Origin of the sequence: Streptomyces luomodiensis, from assembly GCF_031679605.1 — a bacterium.
Lineage (GTDB): Bacteria > Actinomycetota > Actinomycetes > Streptomycetales > Streptomycetaceae > Streptomyces > Streptomyces luomodiensis.
This window is the reverse complement of the sequence record NZ_CP117522.1, coordinates 2,013,105-2,031,918: the sequence shown is the minus strand read 5'-3', so window position 1 is coordinate 2,031,918 and position 18,814 is coordinate 2,013,105. Positions and strand designations below refer to the sequence as shown.

Sequence of the window (18,814 nt, the reverse complement as noted above, 5' to 3'; positions counted from 1 at the left end):
GGCGCACTGTCGGATTCCCCTAGCCCCCCTCTGCGGATCCCCCCAGCGCGCTTCGCTTGTGGGACTGGAGATGGTCGAGCATGGCCTCCACCGCCCGCTCGGGATCCCCGCTCGCGAAGCTGTCGACCAGATGCGCGTGCCCGGCGTCGATCCAGGGTCTGCTGGACGCGTCTTCCCTGAGGGACAGGGCGATCTGCGGAGCGGCCGCGTCGGACAGACTGGTGACGATCGACAGCAGCCGAGGCGAGCGGGCGGCGCCGTACAGGACGAGGTGAAAGCTGCGGTGGAGGAGCACCCAGCCGGCGACGTCCTCGGTGCGCGCCATTTCGCGGGCCAGCGAGCGGGCCTGCTCCAGTTCCACCTCGGTGATCCGCTCGGCGGCCCTGCGCGCCGCCATCGGGGTGAGGGTGAGCAGGAGGTCGTAGACCTCGCGCATCTCCTCCTCGGCGGGTGTCAGGACCACGGCCCCGCGGTAGGAGTCGAGCTGGATCAGCCCTTCGGTCGCCAACTGCCGTATCGCTTCGCGTACGGGAGTGATGCTGAGCCCGAGACGGTCCGCCAGTTCGGACTGCACCAGTCGTGTGCCGCCGGGCAGCTCACCGGAGAGGATGGCGTGGCGCAGAGCCTCGACAACCGTTTCGTGGGCCGTCCTCTGCCTGACGTTTCCCAGCGAAACCTGCGAGGAGTCGGAGGAGTTACCGCGGGCACCCATTTTCCGAACGATACAGGATGCAGGAGCACGCCGAAGGGGGCCTGATGGCCCAATGATGGATTCATGACAGCGTCGCCGCGCCGGTCTCCTCTGTCGCCCGGCCCTGTGGCATCAGGCTCGGCGTCGCCAGACACGGGTCAGGAACCGCACGACTTCCTCCACCCTCTCCGGCGTGGAGAATTCCGGTGCCATGTGGTCCGCGCCAGGCACGACGACCAGCTCCGCGGGTATCCCCGCCGCGTCGAGGCCCTCGTACAGGCGGCGGCTCTGGGCGAGACCCACCCGGTGGTCGCGATCGCCATGCATGATCAGAAACGGCGGCTTCTCGCCGCTGCGCTCGGCGAGGACCAAGGGATCGGCGTCAGCCGCCAGGTCGGGTGCGTGGCGCGGGTCGAATCCCAGAAGCTGGCGCACGACGGCGAACAGCGAGTCGATCTCCTGCTCCGTGTTCTCGAACGCGTCCTCCTCCAGACGGGCCAGGTCGGCGGCGCCGTAGTGGTCGATGACTGCCGACAGCCTGCTGGACACCTGCTGGGCGTCGCCCACCGGACGGCCCAGGGGCCCGTCCCCCGCCAGGGCGGCCATGGTCATGAGGTAGGCACCCGCGGAGCTGCCCCACCCCGCGATCCGGCTGCCGTCGAGCAGGAACCGCTGGGCCTGCGCCCTGACCCAGCGGATCGCCGCCCGGATGTCCTCGGCCGGGTCCGGGAACCGCGCCTCGCCCGCGAGGCGGTAACCGACCGAGGCGACCGCGATGCCCCGCGCGGGCAGCGAATGCCACGGTCCGATCGCCTTGGACCCGCCGAGCCAGCTGCCGCCGTGGGCGTAGACGACCACCGGGTACGGCCCGGGTCCCGCCACCGGGACGTGCAGGTCGAGCAGGAGGGGACGCCAGCCCATCACGACGGCGTAGGCCACGTTGAGATAGCTCCGGGCTCCTGGGAGGGCGTCGACGGCATACGGCTCGGTCAACGACCTTGGCGCCAAGGGGTCACTGTCGATGGGCGTCGCCAACAGCTCCGACGGGTGCGGGAACGGGTCCATGGTTCCTTCCTCCCAGGTGGTCAGATGATGCATGATGCATCATGCATCGCCACCGTGCCACTGCCCCGTTGATTCCCCGCACGGGCAGGTGGTGTGCTCAGCTGGTCAGGTAGGGGTAGTCGATGTATCCCTTGTCGGTGCCGCCGTAGTAGGTCGTCTGGTCGGGTGTGTTGTACGGCCCGCCCGCTCGCAGACGCGCGGGCAGGTCGGGGTTGGCGAGGAACAGCGCGCCGAAGGAAATCATGTCGGCCGTGCCATCCTCGATGAGCGCCAGCTCCTCCGCGCTGGTGAATCCGTCCGTCGCGGGGTTGAGGATGAAGGCTCCGGAGAACTCCTTGCGGAGGATGCCGGTCAGATCGCGCGAGTTCTCGACGACGTGCAGATAGGCCAGACCGATCTCGCTCAGCCGGCGGACGAGATGGACGTATGTGGGCTCGGGGTCGGGCTCTTCCACGCCGTTGTAGCCGGTTCCGGGCGACACCCGTATCCCGGTGCGCTGTGCTCCGATGGCCTCGGACACGGCCGCGGCCACCTCCGCGGCGAACCGGACCCGGCCTTCCACGGAGCCGCCCCACTCATCGGTGCGCAGATTGGAGTTGGGAGCGAGGAACTGGTGGAGCAAGTAGCCGTAGGCGGCGTGCAGTTCGACCCCGTCGAACCCCGCCTCGATGGCGTTGCGCGCCGCCTGGGCGAAGTCCGCGATCGTCTCCCGCACTTCCTGGGAGGTCAGCTCGCGCGGGGTGGTGAAGTCCTTCATCCCGTCCAAGGTGAACAACTGGCCGGGCGCGGCGACGGCCGAGGGAGCGACCTGGACCAGTCCGTCGGGCAGGAGGCCGGGGTCGCCGACCCTGCCGACGTGCGAGATCTGGGCGAAGATCGTGCCGCCCTCGGCGTGCACCGCGTCGGTGACGCGGCGCCAGGCGGCGATCTGCTCGGTACTGTGCAGCCCCGGGGTGTTGGGGAAGCCCTGGCCGACGACCGACGGCTGGGACCCCTCGGTGATGATCAGTCCGGCCGTGGCCCGCTGCGCGTAGTACGTCACCATCGAGTCGGTGGCCGTATTGCCGGGTCCGAAGGCGCGGGCGCGCCCCATTCCGGGCATGACGACGCGGTTGCGCAGGCGCAGTCCGGAGAGGTCGATCGGATCGAATGCTGTGGTCACAACGGCTCCCGAGGATTGATGTGCGTGCTGTGCATGGCGAGCGAGTTCATTGGGCGGCCAATGAACTCACCGGAGCCACCATAACCCATTCATTGGTGGGCCAATAGTTGGCCGCCCACGATAACCTTGCCCCCATGACCTCAGAGCCCACGCGGACCGGCGCGACGGAGGCCGGAGACGGCGGCCCCGTCAGCCAGACCCTGGCCCGCGTTTCCCGCTTGCACCGCCTCTCCGGCGGCAAGCTGCTGCGCCCCACCGGCCTCTGCTCCGGCCAGGAATTCATGATGATGGCCCTGTGGAGGGAGGGGTCGGTGCGCCAATCGGAGCTGGTGAAGATGCTCGACCTGGACCCGTCGACCGTGACCTTGATGCTGCGACGGCTGGAACAGGGCGGACATGTCGTCCGCACCCGCGACCCGCAGGACCGGCGCGTCATGCTGGTCCGGGCCTCGGCGGAGAGCTACGCCCTGCGGCCCAAGGTGGCGCAGGCGTGGGCGCACCTGGAGGAGCGCACCCTGGACGGGCTCGACGACGAAGAACGCGAAGCGTTCGCCAGGATCCTCTCGAAGATCGAAAAAAACCTCGCCTCCACTGACGACGGCTGACGTGACCTCGGGCGCCCGGCGTCGGCGAGTCAGGGCAGCGGCGTCAGGGCAGTGGCGTCAGAGCCCCCCGGGGTAGCGCTCGTGACTCGCTGACCCATCCTCGGGCTGCCCTTCCGCGGAGATTGCCCGGACGGCCCCTGGATGCCGCTTATCGCCCATAGGTAACATTTTCATACAGGCATCGGTGGTCACACTCCGCACGGTGTGGGCGACCGACCTCTCCCGCCGACACCACACCTGGCAGGTGATCATTGAAGTGAGCCTGATACACCGCGGCGGCAGGACCAAGCCTCGGGACGTGGTCGGCCACTCCCTCCAGCACATGAGCGACCCGTTCCTCGCCTGCGACACCGATGGGCGTATCACTTACGCGAACGTCGCGGCAGAGCGCGTACTCGGCCCCACCCCCTCCCTCGTGGGCCGTGTGCTGTGGGAGACGAGCCCGGAGCTGCGCGTTCCGCGCGTGGAGAATCTCTTTCGGCGGTCCATGGCGAGTGCCGCGCCGCTCGATCTCGAGGCGCGGCTGCCCGGGGAGGGGCGCTGGCATCGCATTCGGCTGCTCCCCGGGCCCACCGGCCTGAACGTCCTCCTCAGCGACATCCACGAGCAGCGCTCGCGGGAGGAGGAACGTCTCCGTGACGAGGAGGCCACCGCCAGGCGAGCGGCCCGTATCGGCGAGCTGACCGCGGTCCTCGCCCGGGCTCTGACCGTGGACGATGTCGTCGAAGCCGTGGCCGACCAGGTGCTGCCCCCGTTCGGGGCGACGGGGCTGATATTCGAGTGCGTGGAAGGCGACCGGATGCGGGTGCTCGGCGCCAGGGGTTACCCGCGTGACTTCCTCGACCACATCGAGGGTGTCCGGCTCACCAGGAAGACCCCGATCGCGGCGATCATGGAATCGCGGGCACCGGTCTTCCTCTCCTCCTACGAGGAATACCGCGAGCGCTTCCCCGATGCGTCGGAGAGCGCATTCCGGCGCATCAAGAGCGCCTGGGTCGCGCTCCCGCTCATCGCTTCGGGGCAGCCCTACGGCGCGTGCGTCATTTCCTTCGACGAACCGCACCGCTTCGGCGAGGAAGAGCGCACCTTGCTCACCGCCCTGGGCGGATTGATCGGGCAGGCGTTCGAGCGGGCCCGGCTGTACGACACCGCGTACAGCCAAGCCCATGAGCTGCAACGCGGCATGCTCCCCAGCACGCTTCCCGTCCGGCTCGCGGTGTCCGCCGCGGCGCGCTTCATCCCGGCCGGCGGCACGGCGGTGGGCGGCGACTGGTACGACGTGCTTCCGCTCTCCGCCGGACGGGTCGCGCTCGTGGTCGGGGACGTGATGGGCCACGGCCTGCCGGAAGCGGCCACCATGGGCAGATTGCGCACGGCGGTCAGCACCCTGGCGGGCATCGAACTCCCCCCGGATGAGCTGCTGGCCCACCTCAACGACCTCGTGACCGGGCTGGGCGACGCGTACTACGCCACATGCCTCTACGCCGTCTACGACCCCGTGACCGGAATGTGCACCGTCGCGCGTGCCGGACACCCGCCCCCGGCGATCGTGCACACCGATGGCACGGTCCATTTCCCCGACAGCGCTCTGAACCCTCCGCTCGGCGTCGCGACGCCGCCGTTCGAGACCGCCGAGTTCCCCGTGCCCAGCGGTGCCCTGTTGGTGCTCTACACCGACGGTCTGATCGAGTCGCGCGACCGGGACTTCGATCACGGCATGGCTTGCCTCGCCGAGACGCTGACGGCCGCCGTGGCCTCGCACCCGCCGGGTGCCGAGACAGACCTGGACGCTCTGTGTGACACGGTCACCCAGGCGCTGCGTATGGAGAAACAGGCCGGCGATGACGCGGCGCTGCTGATCGCCCGAGTGTGTCACCTCACGCGCGAGAGCGTGGCCTGCTGGCAATTGCCGGACGGCGCCGTCGCGGCAGGGCGGGCCCGTGAACTGGTCCGGGAGCAACTGGCCGCCTGGCATCTGGACGAGCTCAGCATGACCAGTGAGCTGCTGGTCAGTGAGCTGGTGGGCAATGTGATCCGGCATGCTCGCGGCCCTGCCGAGCTGCGCCTGCTCCGCAGTGATGTGCTGGTCTGCGAGGTGTCCGACGGGAGTCTGACCACGCCGCACATCCGCCGGGCGGCGGAGACGGACGAGGGCGGTCGCGGACTGCAACTGGTGGAGGCGCTTTCTCATCGCTGGGGCGCCCGCTACGGCCGCACCGGCAAGTGCATCTGGGCCGAGCAACTGCTGCCCTCCCAGGCTCAGCCCTCCGAAGAGCTGCCGCCGGGGACGACGTGCATGGATGGTCTCTTCGACGTCCCCGTTGCCGAGAGCGAGATGCGTGGCCCACATCCACCCTGCCCCTGACCTGCTCAAACCGAGGTATAAGACAGCTGGGTTGACGATCGATTTAACTGTAACTAGTCTTGTTCCAGTTAATCGGTGGGGACGGCAGGAGCAAGAGATGGCGGGGCTCAGCAGCAGGAGCGCGGTCGCGATTCACGCGCTTGCGATGCTGGCGCACCGGCGTGGGGGCTCGTTGACTTCCGCGGAGATCGCGGACAGCCTTGACAGCAACCCGGTCCTCGTGCGGCGCATCCTCGGCCGCTTGCGAGACGCTCACCTGGTGCGGTCCACCGAAGGCCGAGGGGGCGGCTGGTGCCTTGCTCGCGCCCCGCGGGACATCACGCTCTATGACGCGTACGCCGCCGTCGAGGAGGGGCAGATCTTCTCGCGGCACACCCATCCGCCCAGCGGGGCGTGTGAGGTCGGCCGCAACATTGGCGACCTGCTTGACGCCGAGTTCCAGAACGCGGAGCGAGCTCTGGAGCAACAGCTCGGCAGGACGACGATCGCCGGCCTGCTGCAGCAGATACTGGCCTCCGGCGGCGAACCGAGGGATCACTGATCAAGCGCGCATGCGCACCCTGCGTTCATGACGCGTTCCCTAACTGTAACTACCATGGTTGCAGTTTGATCCCGGGGTGGGCGCTCCGGCCCTCCCGGCTCCGGAAGTCAGCACGCGGCCCCGCGATCCCTCCGCGTGCTCTACGGCCCGAACACCTACTCAGAAACGCACTAGGAGTGAGAGCGGTGCCCCAGGAATCCGAAGCAATCGTGAGCACCGAGGCTCGCGGCCCTGCGACCTACGACCTCGTGATCAGGCGCACACATGTCTTCGACGGCCGCCAGGCGCTCGCCGGTCTGTACGACGTCGCCATCAACGGCGGAGAGATCGCATCCGTCTCGGCCGAGCCGCTCAGGGGCAGACACGAGGTGGACGCGGCCGAAGGATGGGTCATGCCGGGCCTGATCGACACTCATATCCACTTCTACGACGTGCGCGCGGTCTCCGATCCGGACTCGATGCGGGCCTTCGAGGAGAATGAGCTTCCCGGAAAGCTCGGGCTGTTCCTCGATCACGGGATCACCACCATCAAGTCGGTGGGCGATCCGACGGACGGAATCCTGGACACGCGGGCCAAAATCGCCGCAGGCACGCTGCGAGGCCCGCGACTGTTGGCAACCGGTTGCGGCATCACCGGACGCGACGGGCACCCCGCCGCCACGGTCTTCAGCGACAACCCCTGGGCGCGCGAGCGCTTCACGGGAGAGGTCGACAGCGTGCAGCAGATCCGCGACCTGGTGCACCACCTCGCCGACCGCAAGGTGGACGCGATCAAACTCCTGTCGGAAGGCGCGTGCGCACATTCCGGCGGACCGAAGTACCTCTGGCAGAATCCCGCCTTCCCGGATGGTGTCGAGTTGGAACGGCTTCCCCTCGATCTCCTTCGAGCGGGGATCGAGGCCGGGCACGAGCGGGGCCTTCGGGTCACCGTCCACACCACCCAGCAGGCCGCGGCACGCGAGGCGATCAAGGCTGGAGCGGACGGCCTGGAGCACGGCGTCACCATCGAGCCCCTCACCGACCACTCGCTCATCGACCTGATGCTCGAACACGCCATCACCTACACGCCCACACTCTGGATCGACAATGCCCACCCGGACGCCCCTGGCAATCTCAAGAAGGTCGCTGAGGCCGGCGTGCACATCGCGCTGGGCAGCGACACCTTCAGCGGCCGGGGCCTATACGGAGCCAACACCCTGGAAGAGGCCGAACTCATGGTGGCGGCCGGGATGACGCCCACCCAGGTGCTGGCCGCAGGCACCAGCGGCGCCTCGCGGCAGTGCGTCCGCCCCGACCTCGGTACGGTGGCCCCCGGCAAGCGCGCCGACCTGCTCGTGCTGAACGCCGATCCCACCGCGGACATCGGCAACATCCGCGACCTCAGCATGGTGATCCTGAACGGCGAGATCGCCGTCGACAAGCGCTAGGCGCGCCCGTGGCGGGACATCCTCCCGCCACTTCACCGCAGTAGGTGCACCGCTTCACCGCAGTAGGAAGGAAACCACCCGTGAAAACCTGGCTCATCACCGGCATCAGCAGTGGCTTCGGCCGCCTGATGGCGGAAAAGCTGCTCGCTGCCGGCGATCGTGTCGCCGGCACACTGCGGAACCTCTCCGCCGCCGACGACCTCAAGGCGCAATACGGCGACCGGCTGTGGCTCGCCACTCTCGACCTGACACATACCGACGAGATCCGGCCGACGGCCGACGCCGCCTGGGCCGCGATGGGCCACATCGACGTGGTCGTCAGCAACGCCGGCTACGGGCTGCTGGGCGCCGCCGAGGAAGTCACCGACGAACAGGTCCGCCACCAGATCGACACCAATTTGCTCGGAGCGATCCAGCTCGTCCGCGCGGTCCTTCCGCACATGCGCGAACAGGGCCACGGCCGCATCCTCCAGCTCTCCAGCCTCGGAGGCCAGGTGACGATTCCCGGCAGCTCGCTCTATCACGCGACGAAGTGGGGCATCGAAGGGTTCATGGAGACGGTTGCGCAGGAGGTGGCCGTGTTCGGGATCGGCTGCACGATCGTCGAACCCGGCAGCGCGCGCACCGACTTCCGCAACAGAAGCGCGCAGGTCGGGCCCCGCATCCCCGCCTATGACGCCTCGCCTTCCCGCAGGATCAATCACCTCCTCGACGACACCTCGCTCCGCTCGCCGGGTGACCCGGACAAGATGGTCGACGCCATGATCGCCAGCGTCGCTGTGGAACCCGCCCCGCTGCGCCTCACTCTGGGCAGCGACAGCTACGAGCACATCACCCGCGCGCTGACCACCCGCCTGGCCCAGCTCCAGGCACAACGCGACGTGGCCTGCTCGACCGACTACGCAGACCGGGAAAACAGCCCACGCTTCTTCCAGCCGGACGAAAGCTGACGCGCAGGCAGGGCTGAGAACGCTGACGCCCTGCCTTGAAGGGTGTCATTATTGCCGTGCGGTGGTTGACCTGGGGCTTTGCGATCGCTCAAGTCCGACGGCGCGGGCCGAGGTCCGCGCCGCACGACGCGTACCGGGTTCGCGCAGAGCCGCGCCTTCGCCCGCCTGGTGCTGGGACCACCACATCGCCCTCGTGGCCACGGACACCTTCGCCGTGGAGATCCTCTCCGTCCTGGCCGACAGCGACTTCCACCACAGCGCGCCCGAGGACCAGGGCATGCTGCCACCAGGAACTGATCGCCGAACTGGGCCTGCGCCTGGGCGAGCTGTGGAACCTCACCGGCCTCGCCCAGGACTGCCGGCACACCGGACGCTGGGACGGCCTGGTCACCGTCGAACCCCTCAACCTGACCGGCGGAGTGGGCTCTCCGGCCAACGCGACGGCGCTGCGCTGACACCGCGGGCCCGCCCGCCGCCGGCCGGCCCGGGGTGTCAACGAGGCTGCGGCCAGGTCACCTGCGCAGGCACTCGATCTGGTAGTCGCCGGTCTCCTCGTCGATCGTGACACCGTGTGTCTCGCTGCGGAAGCCGGGGAAGTGTCGGTCGAAGCTCTCCAGGGCCGTGAGGTACCGCAGGAGGGGGCCGTCGGTGTCACCGGTGGATTCCCCGGGCATCAGGACCGGGATGCCGGGTGGGGTGACGGTGACCATGGCGGCCGCCACCCGGTTCGCGGCGTCGGCGATCCGGATCCGCTCCGTGCCGCCACGCACCAGACGCTGATAGCAGTGCTGCGGAGGCCGGACCGGCTCCGGGAGCTGCTGGAAGGCTGTGTCCAGCAGCTCCACCAGACGGGCCGAACGCAGCCGGCCGTGCATCTGCCGGCACAGCTCGCGCAGGGTCAGCCCCGCGTAGCGGCGCGGATGCGCGGCTACGGCGGCGGGCAGCACCCGGTCGAGAGGGGCGTCGGCGTCGTACAGGGCCTTGAAGTCCATCAGGGCGTCCAGCAGCGTGCCCCACTTGCCCTTGGTGATGCCCATGGAGAACAGGATCAGCGTGGTGTAGCTGTCGGTTTTCTCGACGACGATGTTCCGTGTGGCCAGGTACGCCGTCAGGACGCGGGCCGGGATGCCCTCCTCGGCCATGTCGCCGGCGGCGGTGATGCCGGGGCAGGTCAGGGTGACCTTGACGGGATCCAGCATGCAGTGCCCCTCGGTGAGCCCGGGGAAGCCGTGCCAGGCGGCACCGGGCTCCAGCAGCCAGCAGGACTGCGTGGTGCGCAGCAGTTCCGGCGGGGCCTCGTCGAAGGGCAGGCGCTCGCCGGTGGCCGGGTCGGTGACGGAGTCCGGCTGCCAGACGCCGAAGAACCAGCCCGGCCGGTCCCCGGCGCTCTCCACCCGCTTGCGCAGGCGGACCATTTCCTGACGGAAGCGGATCGCCTCCGTCACCGCCTCGTCGATGAGCCATTCACCCTGGGGGCCGTCCATCATCGCGGTGGCCACGTCCAGCGAGGCGATCATCGGGTACAGGGGCGAGGTGGTGCCGTGCATCATCAGGGCCTCGTTGAAGCGGTCGTGCTCCACCGGTGCCCGTGGTGCCGGTCGCACGTGCACCATCGCGGACTGCGACAGCGCCGCGAGCAGCTTGTGCGTCGACTGGGTCGCGAACACCGTGGGCCGCTCCGGCCCGGGGAAGGTCCGCTCGTCCACCGCCATGCCGTACCGGCCGGTGTACAGCGGGTGGAATCGGGCGTAGGCGAACCAGGCTTCGTCGAAGTGCACTCGCGGTGTACTGCCCGCGAGCGCTCGCGCGGTCGCGACGGCGTCGTAACTGAGCCCGTCATAGGTGGAGTTGGTGAACACCGCGTACTGAGGCCGCGGCGACACCGCGGCCTCGGCCAGCGGATGCACCGCGAGCCGGGCCGCGATCGCCTCCGGTGCCAGCTCGGCCGGTGGCAGCGGGCCGGCCATGCCGTAGCCGTTGCGGGTGGGAACCAGGTAGACGGGGCGGGCCCCGGAGACGATCAGCCCCTGCAGCACCGACTTGTGGCAGTTGCGGTCCACCAGCGCCAGCTCGTCGCGGGTGACGCTGAAGTGGCCGACCAGGCGGTTACAGGTGGAGTCGCCGTGCAGTACGAAGTAGGTGGAGTCGGATCCGAAGACGCGGGCGGCGTTGCGCTCGGCCTCGCCGATCGGTCCAGTGTGCTCGAACAGCGAACCCAGTTCCTCGACCGAGATCGACAGGTCGCTGCGCAGCAGCCGCTCGCCGAAGTAGTCGTGGAAGGCCCGCCCCGCCGCTGATTTCAGGAAGGCGACACCGCCGGAGTGCGCCGGGGTGTGCCAGGAGTACTCGTGGGCGTCGTCGAAGCGGCGCAACGCCCGGAAGAACGGCGGCAGCACGTCCTCCCGGTAGGCTCGGGCGGCACTGGTGATGCGGCCCGCGATGAATCCCGGAGTGTCCTCCAGCGGCCACACGTATCCGACGACCGTCTCCGACACCCACAGCGGCAGATCGCGGACCCCCTCCTCAGTCATGGTCAGGAAGACCGGCAGGTCCCGGAAACGCCGGCCGATCCGGCGGAGGACGACGGGCCCGCCGTCCTCCACGCCGCCGCCGGGCAGATCCCAGGCGACCAGTGCCGCCGCCAGCCCCGCCTCGGTACGCAGCACCGCGTCCGCGTCCTGCGCGTCGACGGCCCAGCGCACCTCGAAGCCGCCGGCCTCGACGGCATCCCGGATCTTCCGCAGCTGCTCCGTTCTGGCGCCCTCGGCGCGCGGGTGCTCCGGTACCGCCATCAGAACCCTGCTGTCGGCCATGGCTGTCCTCCCCTCCCCGGGTGGCCGCCCGGCCACCGTCGGGCAAGTGTCCGCGCGGCCCGGCTGGGCGAGCGGTCCCCCTTGGGCGAAACCACCGGTATGGCGTACATCGCGCACGGGAGATCGACCTGCGGCGACCGCAAGTGGGCCGCGGCCGGGACATGGTGAGCATGGACCGGACGCGTGCCGGAGCTCTGAGGATAAAGACGCCGTCGCACCACGACACTGCGCGCGACGACGGCGTGACCGCCCTGGCGGAAGACGGCGCTCCCCGTACTCAGCACGGAGACGATCAGGTAGTCGTCTCCCGTCTCCGCGATCTGACGGGCACCGCGAACACCACTGAACGGGCCGGATTCCCAGTCCACCAGGGCGATGTCATCGACCCAGCGACGCCGGACCGCGGCTGGGCCCCAGTCCGGGGCCGACGGCGACGGCGACGGGAAACGCAGCGACCACGGCAGATCGGTCACCGCCCCCAGGAGACGCTCCCAACCGGCGGCATCGGACGGCCATGCGAAATCATCGCCCCATGGCTGGGTATCTGTTTCCTTGAGCACCGATTCGGCTTACGAGTTGGTGCGTTATAGCGGGTGAGGTGTCGGCGCTGGTGGGTGGCTTGATCAGCCCGTGGCGATCATGGTCAATAGGGCGGTCTTTGCGCATCGGCTGTTCACGGGGATCTCGCGACGCCATCTGGGCTGTCTCATCCAGGAGTTGGCCACGGCGTGGCAGGCCATGGTCGAAGGCTGCCGTCACACTGCACGCGGCGGGAACAAAAGGCGGGCGGCCGGTGCCGGGCATCGGATGGGGTTCGTCGACCGTGTGGTGGCCACCGCTCATCCGTCTGCGGCATGACCTTCCGCACGCCGTTTCGCGCTGCCGTTCGGCATCGACCGGACACCATCACCCGGGCCGTCACTGAGATAGGCACGCTCCTGGCCGAGCGCGGATGCGCAGTCCCCGACCGCCGGCCTCATGTGTGACTGAGCATTTCCGTTGGCCAGTTGAGCGCGGGAGTGTCAGCTCACAGGCGGTTCGGGCAACAATGGAACTCACTGCGGGCGACGGTCTGGTGATGCCGTTTCGCCAGGACTGTATTTGGGGGGCGTGTGCGCGTACGTATCGGAGACAACGGGTTGACCAGGGAGAGCGTGGGCAGCGGTGGTGGGGACCTGACCGGTCGCTTCGCGGACTGGATCGCAAGGGACCGGACCGTGGGCCGGTACGTCACGATGACCCGCGAACGCTCGGGCACGGCCGACGGCGGGATGTCGGGGGATCTCCTGGAGTGGATCGGCCTGACCTTGAGCACCGGATTCTCCACCGCCAGTCTGATCTACTCCCACCTGAACTTCCGCGCCTCCCTTCCGCCGCGCCAGCGGCCCGGCGCGCGGATGGTGGTCGAGCACAACGGTGTGCGCGTGGTGATCGAGGACGGCGGCGCGGAGGACGTCGCCCGCCTCGCTCGTCTCCTGGGCACCACGGTGGGCAGCGTTGACGGCACCTTGACCGGCCACGCGGGCCCGGGGAGCGGGGACAGCGACGGGCAACGTACCGGGAACGACACCGAAGGGGCGGCAAGTGGCGCTTCCTGATCCACACAGGAGCCGTGCGGTGCTGGTCGGGATCGGTGACTACACGCACGCCGACCTGGCTGCCATGCCGGCGGCGGCCACGGGCGCGGGCCATCTGGCCCGACTGCTCCGCGACCCGTTGATCTGGGGACTCCCGCACGAGCACGTCACCGTCCTTGGCACCGATACCACGCAGGAGCGGATTCTGACGACTGTCAGGGACGCCGCGCTGGCCGCGGAGGACACGTTGGTGGTGTACTTCGCCGGGCACGGACTGCGGGATCCGGGCGAACGCCTTCACCTGGCGCTGGTCGACGCCGACCCCGACTACCCCCAGATCGGCACCCTGCCCTATCGCCAACTCCGCGACCTGATCAGGCAAGCCGGCCACCGAGCCAAGCACCGCGTCACCATCCTGGACTGCTGCTACAGCGGCATCGCCGGCGGCATGTCCCACCGCACGGCCCCGACCCGCGACGACCTGGCCACCGCCCTCGACGAACACGCCCACGCAAACGCCACCGATGGGGACGACGGGGGGCGGCACGGGTCGGACGAGAACGGCTACGGGGACTGTGTGCTGACCTCGGCGCCACCGCAGAGCCGTTCGTTCGTGCGTCCTGGGGCCCCGTTGCCCGAGTTCACGGGTGAGCTGATCACCACGCTGGAAGCGGGCATCACCGGAGTCGGGCCCGCGATCAGCCTGGAGCATGTCTGGCTCAGAATTCGCGACCGCATGCGCGGCCGCGACAGTCCGGAACCACAGCTGTTCGCGCAGAACAACGCCACTCGCCACATTCACTTCCTCAACCGCGCCCCCCACGATCACGGGGAGCAGGGTGCCGCTCCGGATCCGGATCCCGGCCCATCAGCCGCCCACCTCGTGGCACGGGACGCCGCAGAACACGCCGCCCGCGCTATCCCGGACCGCTCCACCAGCATGGGCCTACTGGCCAGGGTCGGGGCCGCGACGGTCACGGTCGACCCCGACAAGGCCAGACAGCTGGCCGACGAGGTCATACAGGCCGGCCACAAAATCACCGACCTCTCCCAGCGTGCACACCTTCTCACAGCAGCCGCCACCTGCCTGGTCGCTCTCGATCCGCCACGTGCACGACACCTCGTGGACGAGGCCGAAGGGATCATTCAGGGTATAACAGACATCGATGCGAAGGTTTTCGGGCTGGCCCAGCTGGCAAAGGCGGTAACCGCGACAGACCGTGACCGGGCGACCTGGCTCCTGGGGAAGGCGGAGGAAGTCCTGTACAGCCTCCCCGACACGCGGTACAAGGCGGACCGCTTGAGAAGCCTGTCGTTCTCCGTGCTCGACGACGAGCCGGAATGGCGTCAGCGCCTCAAGGACGACTCCGAGCACCTCGAAAAAGCCATTCGGCAGAGGGAGCGGTTCGAGGAGGACTCGCGCCGCTCGCCAGAAGGCTCGCGTCGGGCCGGTGAAGTCAGAGCCAATAACGACCTGCGGTGGAGGGTGGTGGAGCTGGTCAAGATCGCGCGGGATTTGGCCGATTCGAGACATTACCACCAGGCGGTGGAACTCCTGGAGGAGGTCGAGCAGACCGTCTGGAAGATCGGCCTTCACGAGAGGGGGGAGGCGCTGAGCGAACTCACCGGCGCCCTGTCATGCGTTTGCTGGGCGGCCAGGACCATCCCCAACCGTGTCATCGACCTCATGACGAGGGTGCGAAATGCCGTAAACGGCTTCGCCGACCAAGCGCTGGGCGACCGGCTGACCGACGTCGCCCGGACGATGGCTAATGTCGCGGGCTACCTGGCCGAAACAGACCCCCATCGGGCGGTGGAGCTCATCCGCGAGGTCCAGACCATCGCACCCCAGCTCCCCGGCCGGAAGCAGCGCCTCCTCGACCACAACGTCGCGCGTGCCCTTCCCCGTGTCGGGATGGGTCTCGCCCCGCTTGACGCCGAGCAGGCGGCGACCCTCGCCCACGAAGCGATGGCCATCGTTCGAACGCTGGACAACGACCTGACGGAAAAGCAGACGTTGCGGGAGGCCGTGAGCGTGCTGGCTCTGGCCGGCCAACACCTGGCCAGAGCCGACCCACGCCGGGCGGATGAACTGCTCGGCGAGTCCGAGTCCTTCGCTCAGCGCCTCCCCGAGCGGGATCGGACGTATGCGCTGAATACTGTCGTGGGCGCGCTGGTCGACGCCGGGAATGCCGTCGCTGGCACGGACCCCGACCGGGTGGACAGGTTTGTCCGTAAGTCCGAACGCCTCATGCGTAACCTCCCGGACGAGGACAGAAGGTCTCCCCTGGACGCCATGGCCAGGGTTCTGGTCGCTACCGGGGAAGCGCTGGTCGGGAGCGAACCCGACCGCGCGGTGGGCTGTGCGCGCGAAGCCGAACGCATCGTGCGCCAGATCCCCCGGGACGAAGAGCGTGCCGCCGTGCTGTGGTCCATCGCGGGTCTACAGGCCGAACTCGTCAAACGCAGACCGGCTTACGCCGACCGCGCCAGACGGACAGCGGAAAGCATCACCGATGACCTGTACAAGGCCATCGCCGTACATGATCTAGTCCTAGCGCTGGCCCCCGCTGACACCGAGCAGGCCGAACGCATCGCCCGAAACATCACCGACGCCTATTATCGGGCGAGCGCCCTGGCGGCGATCGCGGAGGCGCGGCTGTGAGCCCGACATCCCTCTCCAGGCTGCGGGTTGACCATGCACGCCTGGAGAGGGCTCCTGTTGGGATCACGCTGGGTCCCGACCAGCTGTTCACGCGCTGGAAGCCGCCCTACTGGCCGGAAACGGGCCTTCGCTTGGGAGGGCCAGTCGCCCCCCCACTCCGCAGTGGCCGGCGGGCAGCAGGCTCGTTGGGCCCGGTATCGCGTGCATGCGCATCCGCCTCCGCGGCTACGCGACCGAGCCCGGGTCACGATGACGGCGAAGACATACAGGCGCGCTCCGGTCAGAGTGTGGACCGGTCGCTGTCAGTGAGGGTCGGCTTGCCGACCTGACGCTGCAGGATCAGCAGTTGGTGGCCGGAGTACGAGGATCTTGACGTCCTTCTGTCTGTCGCTCATCCGCAGGAGGCGTAGGAATGCCAGGGCGTTGGTCGCGGCGAGGTAGGCCAGGCGCAGCAGCACGACAGATCATGATGCCGCCGGGTCCCTGCGCAGGTGAAGACGCTTGGGCGAATGCCGAGGAGAACCGAAGATCCGTGATCAGGCTCCCAACCTGCGTGGATGATGCATCGGCACCCGCAGTGTCGTGGCTCTCTGAGCTCCGAATTACGCGGAACGCAGGCAGGCCGCACCCTCGCTTTCCGGTTTCGGGAAGGGTTCTGACTGTCGTGCCACCGAAGTCGCCGAAGCCTCCCGTGACTCCCGGCTCACGGCAGATTCCCTGATCGCCGCCCACCCCTGTAATCAACTCCGTTTGTTTCATTGACATTTCACTCAGAAGTCGTACGTTGGGAGCGCTCCCATGGTGCCTTTCGACTGGAAGGAGTTTCCCCCACATGCGCAAACAGAGCCCATTAACCGGGCGTTCCCGGTCGGCCCTCCGCCGGCCTCTCCAGGCGCTCGCCATGCTGTTCGCCGTGGTTGTCGGCGCACTGACCTGGTCGGCCCCCGCCCAGGCTCACGGCTCCGTCGTCGGCCCCGCCTCCCGCGCGTACCACTGCTGGGAAAGGTGGGGTAACGACCACATGAACCCGGCCATGCAGACCGAAGACCCCATGTGTTGGCAGGCCTTCCAGGCCAACTCCGACACCATGTGGAACTGGATGAGCGCGCTCCGCGACGGCCTCGGTGGCCAGTTCCAGGCGAAGACCCCCGACGGGACGCTCTGCAGCAACAACCTCTCGAGGAACGCCAGCCTGGACAAGCCCGGGCAGTGGAAGACGACCACCGTCGGCAACAACTTCTCGGTGCACGTGCACGACCAGGCGTCCCACGGTGCCGACTACTTCAAGGCCTACGTGAGCAAGCAGGGCTTCGACCCCAAGACCCAGACCCTGGGCTGGGGCAACCTCGACTTCATCACGCAGACCGGCCGCTTCGGCCCGGCGACGGACTACACGTTCAACGTCAGCACCTCCGGCTACACCGGACACCACATCCTGTTCGTGATCTGGCAGGCCTCGCACACCGACCAGGCCTACATGTGGTGCAGCGACGTGAACTTCGGCTGAGCGGAGAAGCGCCGCACACGGCACCGGTCTCTGCCGGGCGCCGGTAACCCGCCGCCCGGCCGGCCGAGCTCCGTCGGGGCAGGGGACCCATTTGGTCACCCTGCCCCGACGGGGCTCCCTTCGCTCCTGGTGTGAACGCGTCCGATCGCACGGCAGTCGCACGGTAGCCGGCTCAGTTGGTGGCCGGAGTACGAGGATCTCGATGTCCTTGTCTCTGTCGCAGGGTGCATCCCTCTGACCAGGGCGGATGACGTTCTCGGTAAGCGCACCGCTGCCGCGGTCAGGCGCCGCCAGGTACTCGGCGGACTGCTCAACGAGTACCACACCACGTCACCACGGCTGCCTCACCGTCTACAGGAAACGCCCAGCTCAGCAGCCTGATCGGAATATTGACACCCTTCAGGCGATGTTGGTCGCACTCGCTCAGCCGGCCGAAGTGTCCTGTGTCGCCTCGCGTGCTTCGGTGAGGGCTCGCTGCCTGAGGTTGCCGCCGAACAACTGAATCGTGGTGGCGGCCAGGATGTCATCCCTGCCGATGGTCCGCCCGTCCCCCCTGCGGGTGGACAGGGCCTGGTGGGAATCCTTGAGGAACGGGGGTGGGGCCGGTTCGCCCGATATCACTGGGGTGACCGTACCGAAACGTTTGACTCCGCCCTCGCGGACGACCATGGCCGCGTCCCGGGCGAGGTCCGTCAGGAACACGCTCGCGATTCCGTCCAGGTCGCGGACCATCGCTGGGACGGCCGTCGCCCCCTGGCTCCGCAGCAGCTTCTTGACCCCCGCCTCGAACCTGTGGGCGCCGACCACAGCACTGGGTTTGCGCGACCTGCTGCGCTTACGAGAAGGCACGATGACGCCCTCGGCGTCGTACAGGACACCGGTCAGGCCTTGAAACGTCGGGCTGTGGTCGTACCACTTGGTCCCCACCTCGAGCTCGACGTTCCGGTCGATCGCCGAGAGAAGGTCCCTGGGAATCAGCTTCTTCCGGGCCTCCGCTGCCGCCGCTCTCCGCGCGCCGTCGATGATCTCCGTCAGCACTGTCCGCGTTACCGACGCGGCGGCCCACGCGGCCGACCGAGAGACGTGCATCGAGGTCACGTCCCTGAACACCGCCTTGACGAGAGAAGGCTTGAACGGCGAGACATCCATGGCCGAGGCGGTCCCGGGACCGCTGCGCTCAGGACGTGCGGGCTGTGTGGTCATCGGAAGGAACGCTCCCTGCTGTCGGAGTTGTCAAAGGCCCATACTTCACCACGCAGACCCGCTCTCTTCCCCCATCCTCCGTCGAAGCGGCACCTGGTCGAGGACCTGACGGGCGCATCCCGACGGCCGGGCCGATGATGAGCCACCTCCCGCACGCCCTCGTACCGTGGCACCCGCGTCCCCCCCCGTCCGGCTGCACCCCGTTCTCCCTAGCCCCTGCCACCGAGGAGGAGCGGCCGGTGA

13 protein-coding genes and 1 pseudogene are annotated in these 18,814 nt (G+C 68.5%); 9 read left to right on the top strand and 5 right to left on the bottom strand.

Annotation, left to right across the window (positions count from 1 at the left end):
- Window positions 1–19: 19 nt before the first annotated feature.
- From PS467_RS08525 to PS467_RS08515, 3 genes are all read right to left on the bottom strand, one after another.
- Complete coding sequence (locus PS467_RS08525; protein ID WP_311034741.1) at window positions 20–712, bottom strand: GntR family transcriptional regulator; 693 nt, start codon at window positions 710–712, stop codon at window positions 20–22.
- A 111-nt stretch (window positions 713–823) separates the two neighbouring features.
- Window positions 824–1,789 carry an alpha/beta hydrolase fold domain-containing protein gene (locus PS467_RS08520; RefSeq protein WP_311034740.1) on the bottom strand — a complete coding sequence of 322 codons (966 nt, stop codon included), beginning with the start codon at window positions 1,787–1,789 and terminating at the stop codon, window positions 824–826.
- A gap of 64 nt (window positions 1,790–1,853) precedes the next feature.
- Window positions 1,854–2,918 (bottom strand): alkene reductase, encoded by a 1,065-nt coding sequence (locus PS467_RS08515; protein ID WP_268970956.1) that lies wholly within the window; start codon window positions 2,916–2,918, stop codon window positions 1,854–1,856.
- A gap of 134 nt (window positions 2,919–3,052) precedes the next feature.
- On the opposite strand from PS467_RS08515, the gene PS467_RS08510 reads away from it, so the two are divergent.
- From PS467_RS08510 to PS467_RS08490, 5 genes are all read left to right on the top strand, one after another.
- A complete protein-coding gene (locus tag PS467_RS08510; protein ID WP_311034739.1) occupies window positions 3,053–3,523 on the top strand; it encodes a MarR family winged helix-turn-helix transcriptional regulator in 471 nt (156 codons plus the stop codon).
- A 184-nt stretch (window positions 3,524–3,707) separates the two neighbouring features.
- Complete coding sequence (locus PS467_RS08505) at window positions 3,708–5,888, top strand: SpoIIE family protein phosphatase (protein WP_311034738.1); 2,181 nt, start codon at window positions 3,708–3,710, stop codon at window positions 5,886–5,888.
- Window positions 5,889–5,985: 97 nt separating this feature from the next.
- Window positions 5,986–6,429, top strand: coding sequence for an Rrf2 family transcriptional regulator (locus PS467_RS08500; RefSeq protein ID WP_268970952.1), 444 nt, complete (start codon window positions 5,986–5,988; stop codon window positions 6,427–6,429).
- Between the two features lie 185 nt (window positions 6,430–6,614).
- Window positions 6,615–7,856 (top strand): amidohydrolase family protein, encoded by a 1,242-nt coding sequence (locus tag PS467_RS08495; RefSeq protein ID WP_432280553.1) that lies wholly within the window; start codon window positions 6,615–6,617, stop codon window positions 7,854–7,856.
- A gap of 80 nt (window positions 7,857–7,936) precedes the next feature.
- Complete coding sequence (locus tag PS467_RS08490; RefSeq protein WP_311034736.1) at window positions 7,937–8,806, top strand: SDR family oxidoreductase; 870 nt, start codon at window positions 7,937–7,939, stop codon at window positions 8,804–8,806.
- Window positions 8,807–9,318: 512 nt separating this feature from the next.
- Here PS467_RS08490 and PS467_RS08485 read toward each other — a convergent pair.
- The gene (locus PS467_RS08485; RefSeq protein ID WP_311034735.1) at window positions 9,319–11,619 is read right to left on the bottom strand and encodes an Orn/Lys/Arg family decarboxylase; all 2,301 of its coding nucleotides are present in this window, start codon (window positions 11,617–11,619) and stop codon (window positions 9,319–9,321) included.
- Between the two features lie 639 nt (window positions 11,620–12,258).
- Here PS467_RS08485 and PS467_RS42025 point away from each other — a divergent pair.
- The 4 genes and pseudogenes from PS467_RS42025 to PS467_RS08470 form a co-directional block, all read left to right on the top strand.
- Window positions 12,259–12,590, top strand: a pseudogene (locus tag PS467_RS42025) (helix-turn-helix domain-containing protein); the annotation flags it as partial.
- A 168-nt stretch (window positions 12,591–12,758) separates the two neighbouring features.
- Window positions 12,759–13,217: an effector-associated constant component EACC1 gene (locus PS467_RS08480; RefSeq protein ID WP_311034734.1), complete on the top strand. Its 459-nt coding sequence runs from the start codon at window positions 12,759–12,761 to the stop codon at window positions 13,215–13,217.
- Between the two features lie 19 nt (window positions 13,218–13,236).
- Window positions 13,237–15,861, top strand: a complete 2,625-nt coding sequence (locus PS467_RS08475) for a caspase family protein (protein WP_311034733.1) — start codon at window positions 13,237–13,239, stop codon at window positions 15,859–15,861.
- 832 nt (window positions 15,862–16,693) lie between these two features.
- On the top strand, window positions 16,694–17,368 hold the full coding sequence (locus PS467_RS08470; RefSeq protein ID WP_498076478.1) for a lytic polysaccharide monooxygenase auxiliary activity family 9 protein: 675 nt from the start codon (window positions 16,694–16,696) through the stop codon (window positions 17,366–17,368).
- 423 nt (window positions 17,369–17,791) lie between these two features.
- Here PS467_RS08470 and PS467_RS08465 read toward each other — a convergent pair whose 3' ends face one another.
- On the bottom strand, window positions 17,792–18,571 hold the full coding sequence (locus tag PS467_RS08465; RefSeq protein ID WP_311034732.1) for a hypothetical protein: 780 nt from the start codon (window positions 18,569–18,571) through the stop codon (window positions 17,792–17,794).
- Between the last annotated feature and the right edge of the window lie 243 nt (window positions 18,572–18,814).

What these genes read in the sequence shown, in the direction of transcription:
- PS467_RS08525 (WP_311034741.1), bottom strand. Translation starts at nt 712, where the DNA reads ATGGGTGCCCGCGGTAACTCCTCCGACTCCTCGCAGGTTTCGCTGGGA.
- PS467_RS08485 (WP_311034735.1), bottom strand. Translation starts at nt 11,619, where the DNA reads ATGGCCGACAGCAGGGTTCTGATGGCGGTACCGGAGCACCCGCGCGCC.
- PS467_RS08465 (WP_311034732.1), bottom strand. Translation starts at nt 18,571, where the DNA reads ATGACCACACAGCCCGCACGTCCTGAGCGCAGCGGTCCCGGGACCGCC.
- PS467_RS08510 (WP_311034739.1), top strand. Translation starts at nt 3,053, where the DNA reads ATGACCTCAGAGCCCACGCGGACCGGCGCGACGGAGGCCGGAGACGGC.
- PS467_RS08520 (WP_311034740.1), bottom strand. Translation starts at nt 1,789, where the DNA reads ATGCATCATCTGACCACCTGGGAGGAAGGAACCATGGACCCGTTCCCG.
- PS467_RS08470 (WP_498076478.1), top strand. Translation starts at nt 16,694, where the DNA reads ATGCGCAAACAGAGCCCATTAACCGGGCGTTCCCGGTCGGCCCTCCGC.
- PS467_RS08500 (WP_268970952.1), top strand. Translation starts at nt 5,986, where the DNA reads ATGGCGGGGCTCAGCAGCAGGAGCGCGGTCGCGATTCACGCGCTTGCG.